We start from the raw sequence: 12,218 nt of genomic DNA on the forward strand, positions 1-12,218 counted from the left end.
CGAATGCCGCGGCCAGTATCCGGCACTGATCCTCTTCACGCCAACGACGACGACGCTCAGGCCCGGTCAATAACGTCACATGGCTCATGCTGTGCTGCTAACTACGCTCGAAAGGACAACCTTAAGAGCGCAGCCTCGCTACCGTTCCATGCTCGCGCAAGGCGGCCCTCGCCGGGCCTCGCCGGAGGCGTACCGACAAACGAATGCAGAAATTACTTCTGTGTGGCCTCGCATAGGGTGAGGACCTCGACGGCCGATAGGCTCCACAGCGTCGTGCGAGAGTGAACTTGCCGCAGCCGTATTCACTCATGATCTGGCGGGTTTAGACCGGTTCTTGACAATCGAGGCAACCACCTATGAGGCCGCCCCTAGGCCTTCAGCTCAAGTCGCAAGTTCCGGGAGCGAGTGGTGATCTCTCGGCCGGGACCGCCACCAGGTTAGATAGAGGACGAGGAGCCAAAGCACTGGCACAAGCATTAGTAGGGACGACACCGCGGCGATCGTGGGATCGATCTGGTTGCGTATGTTTTCCCACATTTTGAGAGGAAGGGTACGGACCGAATACCCGCTCACTAACGATGTTATTACGAGTTCGTCAAAGGACTGGAGGAACGCAAACACGGCCCCGCCGATGACACCAGGCCGGATCAACGGAAGCGTCACCCTCATAAAAGTCTGCAGCGGACTCGCGCGCATGCTGTTGGCTGCCTGCTCCAACGTTCGATCAAAATTCGCCAGCGTCGCCGACACGATCACGACGACAATGCCAATAGCACCGAGGCTTTGGGCAAGGACGAGTCCAATTTTCGAGCCTATCAGTCCGAGATTGACCAGCCCAAGATAGGTCGCGATGCCGACGACGATGACGGGAATGGTCACGGGAGTCAAAATCGCCATTGTCAGTAACCCTCGCAGCCGTGGATGGGTGCGGTTGAGGCCGAAGGCCGCGAGCGTCCCAACGATAGTCGACAGGATAGCCACCGCTACTCCGAGCTGGATGCTGGTCCAAGCAGCGCCATTCCAGGACGGATCGGCGAAGAAGGATCGGTACCATTGGAGCGAAAGGCCCGAAGGTGGGAATTCCAGAAAAGCCCCGGCACTGAATGACATGATAATGACGATTAGGCCAGGTGAAAGAAGGTAGACCATTACGAGCAATACGAACAGCGCGCCGACGATGTTCGATAAGCGGCTGCCATCTCCTGCCTGGTAAAGGTGGGTCGTCCATAGCTTCGCCCGATAGGGACTGAGAAACTCACTAAAATAGCGCTTCAGCATGCTAAATACGGGTAGCCGCCCGGCCCAAGACTTCCGCGCTGGTGTCGGCGCGCGCCCCTGTGCACCCGCGAGGTCAAGCCCTAGCATGGAAAGCACGGCAAACGCGATGGCAAGGAGGATGAAGGCTGAGGTGGCAATTCGTGGGATGTCGAAGGAGCTTGCGACTTGCCCGGCGACAAAGGTAGACAGCATGGCATCACGCAACCCGCCGAGGGCGGCTGGCGTTACGTAGAACCCCAGACAGAATACGAAGACCAGCAGTGAACCACTGCGCACGCCCGGCAAGCTAAGCGGGAAGAAAACCCGCCAAAAAGCTGTGAGCGGCCGCGCTCCCATACTGCGGGCCGCCGCCATCAGCGATCTGTCGATGCCCATCATGGCGCTAACCAGAGGCAGAATCATCAGCGGCAGCATGATGTGCACCATGCCAATGTAGACGGCCATGGTGTTGTAGATGAGCTGCAGTGGGCTGTGGATCACCCCGAGGTGGAGTAACAGATTGTTGATCACGCCGCGATCGCCGAGAATGACAATCCACGCATATGTACGGGCCAACCCGCTGGTAAGATAGGGGATGATGACGAGGGCAATGAGGGTTACGCGCAAGCTCCTCGAGGCGGTTACGATCAGATAGGCTGTGGGATAGCCGACGATGAGGCAGATGACGGTGGCCACGACGCTCACTTCGATGGTCTGGATAAGCACGCGGACGTTCGCCGGTTGGTCAAAAAACATATAATAGTTGCTTGCCGAAAAGGCTGGCGCATTGATGCTGCTCAGGAAGAGATGAATGATCGGTATTCCGAATATCACGAGCAGGATGGCGAAGGCCGGTACGGTGAGGCCAATCGGCATTTGACCCAATTTTTGAAAGGTCTTCATCACGTCCACCTTTCCTGGTGCGTTACATCGCGACAAAGCGAATGTCGGACCGCAGCCAGTCGAGGCATACCCCGTCGCCGGGTTGCAAGATTGGCTGCCCTGCGGCGACATGTTCACGCACGATGAAAACGCTGCTCCCGACGCGCACATGGTATTTCCGCAAGGGGCCGGCATAAATCATATCGTCGACGGTGCCAGTGACGGACTGGCGCTGGTCTGCATCGCCGCGCTTCCGCGCATCAGGAGCGACAATGCAGATGCGTTCCGGCCGGATCATAGCCACAGTGCCGGACGGCTGCGCTGCATCGGATTCAATCTTGAAGTTGGGATTTTCGAAGAAGTTGGCCTCACCCAAGAATTTTGCCACGAAGCATGTTGCCGGCCGGTCATAGAGGGCCTCAGGGCTGTCGGTCTGCTCGATCCGGCCCGCGCGCATGACGACGATGCGGTCCGACAGGGTGAGCGCTTCCTCCTGGTCGTGCGTAACGCAGACCGTGGTGATGCCGAACTCTTTGTGTAGGTTCTTCATCTCGATCTGCATCTGCTCGCGGAGGTTACGATCGAGGGCGCCGAGCGGTTCATCGAGCAAGAGGAAGGGCGGGTCTGCGATCAGCGCGCGGGCAAGCGCCACGCGCTGCTGCTGGCCGCCGCTCAATTGCGACGGCATACGGCCGCCAAAATCACTGAGGTGCACGCGCTCCAGCATGCGGCGGACCCGTGTTGTCCTCTCAGCAGCGTTTATGCCGCGCATTTCGAGCGGGAACTCCAGGTTCCGTGTCACCGTGAGATGCGGAAACAGCGCATAGTTCTGGAAAACGATGCCTTGGTCGCGCCGATAGGAGGGCACTGCGGCGACGGAGCGCCCGGCGATAAAGATATCACCCGCAGTCGGGGCCTCAAAGCCGGCGAGCAGCATCAGGGTTGTAGTTTTGCCCGAACCGCTCGGACCGAGAATGGTCAGAAACTCTCCACGCCTAACTGTCAATGACAAATCTCTGACCGCAGTGGTCTTCCCGTAAGTCTTAGTGACGCTGCGGAATTCAATCTGCGGCAGAACCGAGCTTTTCTCCAACCCGTCAACCTCTAAAAGTGGGACCTGGGGGGGTGCATGCGTGTTCACTGTTGTTCCTCCAGCACGATCCAACCGCTGACGGACCCCTACTGTTTGCCGTAGCTGCTGCCGCCCAACTCGATGTGGAACTCAGGGTAGAACCCCTGCGCCCAGCCAGTTTTCGGCGCCATAATGCGCAATCCCACGTCTGCTAAAGGTGTAGACTTTGGTTGGATCCATTTATCTCGCGGTCGGCAAGCCGAGCGACTTGACCGTTCGCCCGGCCAGAATAACTCCAGTGGACTCCAGGTCTATTGAAGAACCCATTCGTTCCAGCGCTGAATGAGCCGTTCGGTGTTCGTCAGGCCATCCGGCCCCACATCATTATACCACTGCCCATTCAAGGAAACGCTGCTCTTCATGTATTCAGGATAGGTAGGAAGTTTGCGGGCGACCTTATCGGGAATCAGCTTGAAGGCGTTGCGGTTGGTTGGACCTTCGGGGAATAGCTGCGAGAATGCCGCTTGGCGGTCAGCGCGTGTAACGAATTCGATCCACTTCTGCGCATTTTGAGCGTTGGGCCCCCCCTTGGGAATCACCCAATAGTCCCACTGTAGCTTTGCCTGATTCCGATTGATCTCGGTTGGTGCACCTTGGTCGATCAGAAGAAGCGCCCGCCCGTCATATGACTGCGCGACATCGACTGCCCTATCATGCAACATTTGCTGGATCTCGGAGCCCGTGCCCCACCATTTACGGATATGCGGCTTGATCTTGTCCAGACTGGTGAAGATGCGATCGATGTCCATCGGGTAAAGTTGATCGGCGGGTACGCCATCCGCCAGCAGAGCTTCCTCCCAAGGCCCTTCCGACCCGTACTGCCCCGACACCAGCGTTCGGACGCCCGGAAACTGCTCGATGTCCCAGAAATCGGCCCACGTTATGGGCCTCGGCTTGCTAGCAGGAAACGATTCAGTATTGCAAACCATGTTGTACGAATAGATGAGCGAGGCGATGCCGAACGGTTGCTTAGCGAATTCAAAGATGCCGTCTAGCTCTTCCTTCTTGTGATTCGAATAATCGATCTTCTCGAGGACGCCTTTTCCAGCTGCGGTAAGAGCACTACCTTGCGATAGATAGGCAACGTCAAGCGTAACGTTGCTCGATTTCACCATCAACTCAATCTGGCCCATGTTTGCATCGTCGGTGATAGGCGTCACCTTGATACCTGTCTCAGCTTCGAATGGCTTGACATAGGCCTCGATGGTGGCTTTACCCACATCGCCGCCCCCCACCGTCACTCTTAACTCACCAGATGATTGCGCTGAAGCCGGGCGAACGACGGAGGACAGTGCGCCGACTGCGATAGCCGACGATGTCGCTTGCATGAAACGTCTGCGATTTATCCAAAAGCTCATTTTTGGACCCCTTTTTAGTGGCCTTGACTGAGACCGGCCGAAATCATGCGCGATAGAGCGTAGGTGGTGTTTGGCTCAGTAGCTCCGCACCACGCTCTGTCACTAGGACGTGAGCGCCAGCCCCGAATAAGTAGCCGTTTTCGCTGCACAATATATTTGGCATGTGCAAGGTCATGCCGCACTTCAGGATATCCTGCGCGCCCGGCTCCAAGCTCAGGTCACCGCGTTCAGTCCAATTAATACCAGTCTGGTATCCGGTGCGCTGGCGAAAGACTCCCTTTCTGCCACATCGCTTCAGCACCTCACGACCGGCCGCGTCGACTGCCGCCGCGGAGGTGCCCGGCTTAACTGCGGCAACGAGGGCATCATAGACCTCCTCGACCAAAGTGTGAAGAGACTCAACCTCAGGGTGTCGGCCAAGCACAGCGCACCGGACCATCCCTACGGTGTATCCGTATTTTGATGCGCCGATTTCGAGAAAAGCCGGCTCGTTATTACTAATTGGATGCTGAGATGGGGGGGCATGCGGCAACTTCGTCCGTTCCCCGAACAAAATGGTACCGCCAGAAAGCCCAACTTCCCCGCCAGCGTTGCTGGCCTCTGCCCTGATGGCCGCCGACATGGTCGCCGCCATCTCCAGTTCGGTAACACCTTCCCGTAGCGAGCCTTGGAACGTTCGCACTGCCAGGTCAGTCATGCGCATTGCGTCGCGCATGCACTCGAGTTCTAGCTCACCCTTTACCGCTGCCACCGAAGAAACTAGCCGAGTCGTATCAGCGATTTTTAAGCCGGGAAGCCGCGCTTGAAGCGCATTGACATCTGCCAGCGCGAGGTTCCAGCAGCCAAGCTCAAAACCGATCCTCTTGCTTTGCAAGCCATACCGACGAAGGACGTCGGCACACACTTTCCCAAAATCTTGCTGGTGGGTATAAGTAATCACCTCATCAATGCAACTATACGAACGAACCGCTTGCTCGTCATACTGTCGGACAACAAATGTTGGCGGCCGACCGGGCACCATGATCAAAGGAAACGGTGCGAAGTATCCACCACTACCATCATATCCGCTAAGATACCGAAGATGGCCATGGGCAGTCACTACAAGTGCGTCTAGTCCCGCGCTCGCCACTGCCGCCAGTACGTTAAGCTGCCGGCGCTCGTACTCGGATCTCGGGAACGGGACACCCGTCAGAGGAATAGCTGAGGACATCGTCGCCATATCTCACCTTGATTTGCCATGTTGTGGTTCGGCTACGCAGCAGTACGCATTGGACCGATGTACGAATCTGTCGTTTAACGTTCCAAGCTTTGGTTCAGGCAGATATTCAACCGTCCTAGCGATTTGCGTCAAATACAGCTTCTCTATCGTAGTCATCTGGCGGCGAGATGCAGCTAAGTGTGAGTTTGGGAACATTCGGACTGAACCGAGGAGACTGGAGTTGCGAGGCTTCAGCATCCATCGGAGGGTCCAAATGAACAGGCCAGAAGAACGCCCGTCTCATGCCGCTGCGTCGGAAGGAGATGGCGCCGTCGGTGATAGAGGGCGGTTTCCGAAGCCCATGCGGCGCGCGTTCTACCGCGTAGCGGCCAAGATCGCGGCGCTGCGTCGAGCGCCAAGGCCGAAAGGCGGGCCGGCATGGCCGACCGTTCCTCGTGGCCCGCCCATATGCCACAGGCCACTGCTGCGTCGATGGACGAGCTTCGCCCATGAGGTCGGCGTCTCCTGCCGCCGTCAGCCGGGTTCTCAAGCGGTGCTGGCTGCCGCGGCTGACCGATATCAAGCCGGCCGAACCGGTCCGGCGGTACGAGCGCGAGCATCCCGGCGAGTTGATCCATATCGTCATCAAGAAGCGCGGGGCTTCAGTCAAATCGGCCATACGACGCGTCCGGCCTCGCCTTCTCACATATCCTGGCCGACGAGAAACAGGAGAAGCCATCGCCTTCCTCCTCGTCGATCTCTCCTCGTCTGACACTGGGGGTCAAGGGGTCAGTTTCTCATTTCGCCCGACGAACTTGGAACGCGCAACGCTGTACCGGCCGTCGACACTGACAGGCACCTCGCCCTCAATGGTCGCGCGACGAACGACGCGGCGTTGGTCGCCGCAATCGTTGGTTGCACAATGCATCGTTGCTCGATTGTCCCAGATCGCGACATCACCCTGCTTCCACTTCCAGCGCACCGTGTTTTCCTGCGCGCTGACATGAGACTCAAATAGATCGAGTAGCCTTTGGCCGTCATATTTGGATATGCCAACGAAACGCGTTACATAAACGCCGAGCACAAGCGTGCGCTCCCCGGTCTCTGGGTGGACGCGTACGACTGGATGCTCTGTCTCGATCATCGGTCCAGTATGGGGCTCGGTAGAAGACCTGAGATAAGATCCGGGGAAGCTGTGAACAGCCCAGAGTTCGTTAGCAAGCCGTTGCAGCGGCAACGGTAAGTCGAGATATGCGGCCGAGGTGTTTGACCAGACGGTGTCGCCGCCGACTGGCGGGATCACAACGCCTCGCAGCACCGCGATCTTGGGATAGGCGTCCATGCAGGACCAATCGATATGCCAAACGTAAGCCCCGATATCGCCACGTGCGGAATCTATGTCGAAAATCGGCGTCGTTCCCTCCGGATACGGCGAGGGCTTCCCGAATCGCAGGGCAAAACGCTCCTGCCCAGCGTCGTCGAGATGACCCTGGTCGCGGAAGAAGATGACCTTGTGCTCAAGCACCAGGCCGTTTATCGCAGCGATGGCTTGGTCCGGCAAATCGGCCGACAGCTTGATGTTCCTGATTTCAGCCCCGATGCGCCCTGTGCATTTAACAACATCGGTCCGTGGAATAAAATTGTCGATCAGATCCATTTCACTCATAGCGGCGTTCTCCTTTTTCGATGCAAAGCATCCAACCGTGGAACAAAGCATTGGTGGCATTGTAACCGATCGATCTAACGAACGATTCTGCTGTCGTTCACCGGAGATCTTGAGCATCTTATAGAATGTCACTCTGGGAACGAACTACGGTCCAACATTCTTAATCAGTGACACTCTTCCGATGTTGTACTTAAAATCTTCGCCTGCCTATGCGCCGGGGGAATCGATGATCGGGCTAATTTTTCTCAGAGGAAGCGCGCCAACCCGGCGCTTTGCAAGTACTTCCAAATTCTGCGGCGTATACCCTTCGATCGGGTTCAGGGCCAGAGGCGGTCGCGGGCTCGAACTCGATCGTATGGCTTGCATACTGTTGTCTCCTGTTCGCTGGGCTAGTGTTACCGTGTCTCCAGTTGCACCGCATCCTACCACTCCTAGTGGGTTGATCTCACCAGGCGAGACCGGCGTGACGTCTCGGCTGATGTCATGGGATCGTGGTCGAGTAGCTCAGCCATTGGCTTTCGCCCTCACATTGGGGTATCCCCCGCTCAACACCGGTAGCCAAACACCCGCAGGGAGGCCGGCAGGTGAGACTGACGACGTGGATATCGATGGCCGCTGATGCGGACACGTCAATTTTGCGGACCTTGGAGGCAGGGATGAACCGACGTCTGTCTTTGGCTTCACGCAATCCGACGTCGCCTCGTCTGTGCATTCCACAAAGTTCTGAGATTGGGGTTCAAATGCCAATAGCCTCATATCCGTTGGCGACCTTCCGAATAATGGAAGCGACGTAAGCGGCCGTCCTGTAGTCGTGGAGGTCCGGCTGCTCCTCAAGCAGGTCGGCGATACGCGACCAGGTGCTGCGGATGACGTCCTCCGGGCCGGACCGGACCAGATCAATCCCTTCCCCCAGAAATTCGTCATGCATATCGGCGGGAAATGGCTGGCCTGCCATCCGCTCAAGGGCTGTTGCAATCGCTTGATTGCGTCGCTCCCGCCGCCGTCTTTCCATCGGGCCGAACGGGATATGACTCAGATTCTTCACCACTCAAAGTAGCTGACGATCACGCCACCGGCATTGACGACTACTCCTCGTGAGCGCAGCCTGCGATCAGCTTGGAAAGAGACCGGGCCATTGGCGGCCTCGACGATGAGATGTGCCTTGATACGCGCTGCATTCTCGACGTGAATGGCATTCTCGTTGTGTGCGTCAAGTTCTGCAAAAAATGGCGTGGCATTCAGCGGTGACGCTGGCGTGTCCGCCGCGCAGCCCCCGTGTTTAGCGGAGCGGCGGACATGGCGGCCGCGTCTCAGGCGGCCAATGCCCTCAGGCTCTCCTTCTTGTGCTCGCGCAGATGATCCATATTGAGGTAGCGGGTCGCCTCGAGCCAGTTCTCGTGGATCTCCACCGCCAGTGCCCGAACCAGCCGCAGACAGCTCTGCTGACTGGGGAAGATGCGGACGACCAGGGTGCGCCGCTTGATCTCCTGGTTCAGCCGCTCCAGCATGTTCGTAACCGGTATGATCATGACGGTGCCATCCGATCCCCGCTGGAGATGAGCGATTTTCGGCGTATGCGCCCGCCGGCTCCCGACTGTTTGAGGAGAGGGAGCCGATGAGACGTGTGATTGGAATGGACATCCACCGCGCCTTTGCGGAGGTGGTGGTTTGGGAAGACGGCCGGCTGCGCCATCACGGACGGGTCGACATGACCCGCTCGGGACTGGAAGGGTTCGGCCGCAGTTTGCGACGGACGGATGAGGTTGTCGTCGAGGCCACGGGCAACGCCATGGCGGTGGTGCGGGTTCTGTCGCCCTATGTCGGCCGGGTGATTGTCGCCAACCCGATGCAGGTGAAGGCGATCGCCCATGCCAGGATTAAGACCGACAAGATCGATGCCGGCGTTCTGGCGCAGCTCCATGCCAGCGGCTTTCTGCCAGAGGTCTGGGTAGCTGACGAGCGGATCGAGCGGCTTCGCCGCCTCGTCGCGCGGCGCAACCAGGTAGTTCGGCATCGCACGCGCGTGAAGAACGAGGTGCATGGCATCCTGCAGGCGCACCTAGTGCCGAAGTGCCCGCATGCCGATCTGTTCAACAATCGCGGTCGCGCCTGGCTCGAGCGGCAGGTGCTTCCCGACGACGAGCGGGCCGCTATCGCCCGCCAGATCCGCGAAATCGATCGCCTGGCCGAGGATCTGGCTGACCTCGATCGCGACATCGCCCGGGAAGCGGTTGATGATGCGCAAGTCCGGCGGCTTCAGACGATCACCGGCGTCAATGTCATCGTCGCGAGCGGTATCATCGCCTCGGTCGGCGACATCCGGCGGTTCCGCGAGCCGCAGAAGCTGGTGAGCTACTTCGGCCTCAATCCGCGTGTGCGCCAATCCGGTCTTGGCTTGGCGCAATATGGCCGGATCAGCAAACATGGTCGTTCCCATGCCCGCGCCATGCTGGTCGAGGCCGCCTGGGCGACTGCGAAGGCGCCCGGACCGCTCAGGGCCTTCTTCCTACGCATCCGTAACAAGCGCGGCCATCAGGTCGCAGCCGTGGCACTCGCCCGCGAGCTCGCCGTGTTGATCTGGCATCTGCTGACAAAGGAGCAGGACTACTTCTGGGCTCGCCCGGCGCTGGTGGCGGCAAAGCAGAGGCAGCTCGCTCTCAAGGCCGGCGCGCCGGGCGAGCGCGGTGTCGGTCGCCGCGGTTCGGCTTACGCCTACAACGTGAAGGAGTTGCGAAACAGCGAGAAAGCCGCGGCCGAGAATGCCGAACGTGCCTACGAGCTAATGGTTCGGCATTGGCGGTCACGAGGGCTGAAGCGGCGCACGGACGCCACAAACGAGGAACGACTATAAGGGCTGCGTGGCGGCACTCTCCTCTCGCACCACTCTTTGCCACGTGGTCGTCGGTGCCGGGACAAATATAGCACAAGGAAATCTGGCGGCACGACCGACGCCCTCGGTCCGCTCCAGACTGGCGCCGTGCTCGACGCCGTCAAGGCGTGGCCTGGAAAACCTCGCAGCCGGCCGTGCCGCCATCGCACCGGCCAGCCTTGACTGCGTCTCGACACGCTCGCGTGGGAAATCCTGTGGGCCGGGACGAAGAAACAGGCTCACCTGAGCCGAACAAAGAAACGCAACAGGAATCGAAAAAGTCGAAATCAGGCTTGTCGATGTCATCCGTCGGCGACATCCGGCGGTTCCACGAGCCGCAGAAGCTGGTGAGCTACTTCGGCCTCAATCCGCGTGTGCGCCAATCCGGTCTTGGCTTGGCGCAATATGGCCGGATCAGCAAACATGGTCGTTCCCATGCCCGCGCCATGCTGGTCGAGGCCGCCTGGGCGACGGCGAAGGCGCCCGGACCGCTCAGGGCCTTCTTCCTACGCATCCGTAACAAGCGCGGCCATCAGGTCGCAGCCGTGGCACTCGCCCGCAAGCTCGCCGTGTTGATCTGGCATCTGCTGACAAAGGAGCAGGACTACTTCTGGGCTCGCCCGGCGCTGGTGGCGGCAAAGCAGAGGCAGCTCGCTCTCAAGGCCGGCGCGCCGGGCGAGCGCGGTGTCGGTCGCCGCGGTTCGGCTTACGCCTACAACGTGAAGGAGTTGCGAAACAGCGAGAAAGCCGCGGCCGAGAATGCCGAACGTGCCTACGAGCTAATGGTTCGGCATTGGCGGTCACGAGGGCCGAAGCGGCGCACGGACGCCACAAACGAGGAACGACTATAACGGCTGCGTGGCGGCACTCTCATCCTCTCGCACCACTCTTTGCCACGTGGTCGTCCGTGCCGGACAAATATAGCACAAGGAAATGTGGCGGCACGACCGACGCCCTCGGTCCGCTCCAGAATGGCGCCGTGCTCGACGCCGTCAAGGCGTGGCCTGGAAACCTCGCAGCCGGCCGTGGCGCCATCGCACCGGCCAGCCTTGACTGCGTCTCGACACGCTCGCGTGGGAAATCCTGTGGGCCGGGACGAAGAAACAGGCTCACCTGAGCCGAACAAAGAAACGCAACAGGAATCGAAAAAGTCGAAATCAGGGTTGTCGATGTCATCCGTCGACTTCATGTGCTTGTGGTGGGCAAGCGGCAGCCGATAGAAGCTCAGCGTTTCCTCGATGTTGTCCTCCACCGGGTTTGACCAGCTTCGGGTACTTGGCTTGCCATTTGGCGATCCACTGCACCAGGTCGCGCTTGACCTCGGCAAGATCGCGCCGGTCATAGAACCATCTGAGCTCCATCAGGCAATCGTCGTCGACCTTGCGCGGCACGTAGTCGAGCGCGTTTCTGAGGAAGTGCACGTAACAGCGCTGCCAGACTGCTTCAGGCAGGACTTCCCGGATCGCTGCCCTGAGCCCCGGATGGTCGTCGGAGACGACGAATTCCACGCCGGCGAGCCCGCGCTGCTTGAGCCCTGCCACGAACTCGCGCCAGCTCGAATGGCTTTCACGGTTGGCCAGCTCGACACCGAGCACCTGGCGCCGGCCCTCCCAGTCGACCCCGATCGCCACCAAGACCGCCTGGCTGGCAATCACGCCGGCCTCGCGCGCCCGCTCGTAGCGCGCGTCCAAAATGAGATAGGATAAGGTTCGGCAAGCCGCCGCTCATAGAATGCCTTCAGCGCCTCATCCAGCCGAGCTTCTGTTTACCGCCGGTTGAGCGTTGCAGCGGCGTCAGGCCCAGCCAAGCGGCGAAGTCGCGCCCCTTTCGGAAGATTGCGGCGCAAGGCGCCAGTG

At 59.4% G+C, this 12,218-nt stretch carries 7 protein-coding genes and 4 pseudogenes; 2 read left to right on the top strand and 9 right to left on the bottom strand.

Features of this window, described 5'->3' with window-relative positions; genetic code table 11:
- Positions 1-381: 381 nt before the first annotated feature.
- The 7 genes and pseudogenes from NKH30_RS32630 to NKH30_RS32670 form a co-directional block, all read right to left on the bottom strand.
- Positions 382-2,160, bottom strand: coding sequence for an ABC transporter permease subunit (locus NKH30_RS32630; RefSeq protein ID WP_352998121.1), 1,779 nt, complete (start codon positions 2,158-2,160; stop codon positions 382-384).
- Between the two features lie 22 nt (positions 2,161-2,182).
- Entirely contained in the window at positions 2,183-3,232 is a 1,050-nt protein-coding gene (locus NKH30_RS32635) for an ABC transporter ATP-binding protein (protein WP_352998122.1), read from the bottom strand.
- A 290-nt stretch (positions 3,233-3,522) separates the two neighbouring features.
- Positions 3,523-4,629, bottom strand: a complete 1,107-nt coding sequence (locus NKH30_RS32640; RefSeq protein ID WP_352998113.1) for an ABC transporter substrate-binding protein — start codon at positions 4,627-4,629, stop codon at positions 3,523-3,525.
- A gap of 43 nt (positions 4,630-4,672) precedes the next feature.
- On the bottom strand, positions 4,673-5,848 hold the full coding sequence (locus tag NKH30_RS32645; protein WP_352998115.1) for a M24 family metallopeptidase: 1,176 nt from the start codon (positions 5,846-5,848) through the stop codon (positions 4,673-4,675).
- Positions 5,849-6,608: 760 nt separating this feature from the next.
- The gene (locus tag NKH30_RS32655; protein ID WP_352998117.1) at positions 6,609-7,493 is read right to left on the bottom strand and encodes a TauD/TfdA dioxygenase family protein; all 885 of its coding nucleotides are present in this window, start codon (positions 7,491-7,493) and stop codon (positions 6,609-6,611) included.
- 736 nt (positions 7,494-8,229) lie between these two features.
- Positions 8,230-8,708, bottom strand: a pseudogene (locus tag NKH30_RS32660) (Rossmann-fold NAD(P)-binding domain-containing protein); the annotation flags it as partial.
- 95 nt (positions 8,709-8,803) lie between these two features.
- Positions 8,804-9,007 (bottom strand): annotated as a pseudogene (locus NKH30_RS32670) (transposase); the annotation flags it as partial.
- Positions 9,008-9,126: 119 nt separating this feature from the next.
- Here NKH30_RS32670 and NKH30_RS32675 point away from each other — a divergent pair.
- Positions 9,127-10,344, top strand: coding sequence for an IS110 family RNA-guided transposase (locus NKH30_RS32675; protein WP_352998123.1), 1,218 nt, complete (start codon positions 9,127-9,129; stop codon positions 10,342-10,344).
- Positions 10,345-10,661: 317 nt separating this feature from the next.
- On the top strand, positions 10,662-11,213 hold the full coding sequence (locus NKH30_RS32680; RefSeq protein ID WP_352998125.1) for a transposase: 552 nt from the start codon (positions 10,662-10,664) through the stop codon (positions 11,211-11,213).
- Between the two features lie 314 nt (positions 11,214-11,527).
- Here NKH30_RS32680 and NKH30_RS32685 read toward each other — a convergent pair.
- Together NKH30_RS32685 and NKH30_RS32690 are read right to left on the bottom strand one after the other, a co-directional pair.
- Positions 11,528-12,118: pseudogene (locus tag NKH30_RS32685) on the bottom strand (IS256 family transposase); the annotation flags it as partial.
- Positions 12,115-12,218 (bottom strand): annotated as a pseudogene (locus NKH30_RS32690) (transposase); the annotation flags it as partial. The pseudogenes NKH30_RS32690 and NKH30_RS32685, both read right to left, overlap by 4 nt.

Source organism: Mesorhizobium sp. M1273, from assembly GCF_040318195.1.
Taxonomy (GTDB): Bacteria; Pseudomonadota; Alphaproteobacteria; order Rhizobiales; family Rhizobiaceae; genus Mesorhizobium.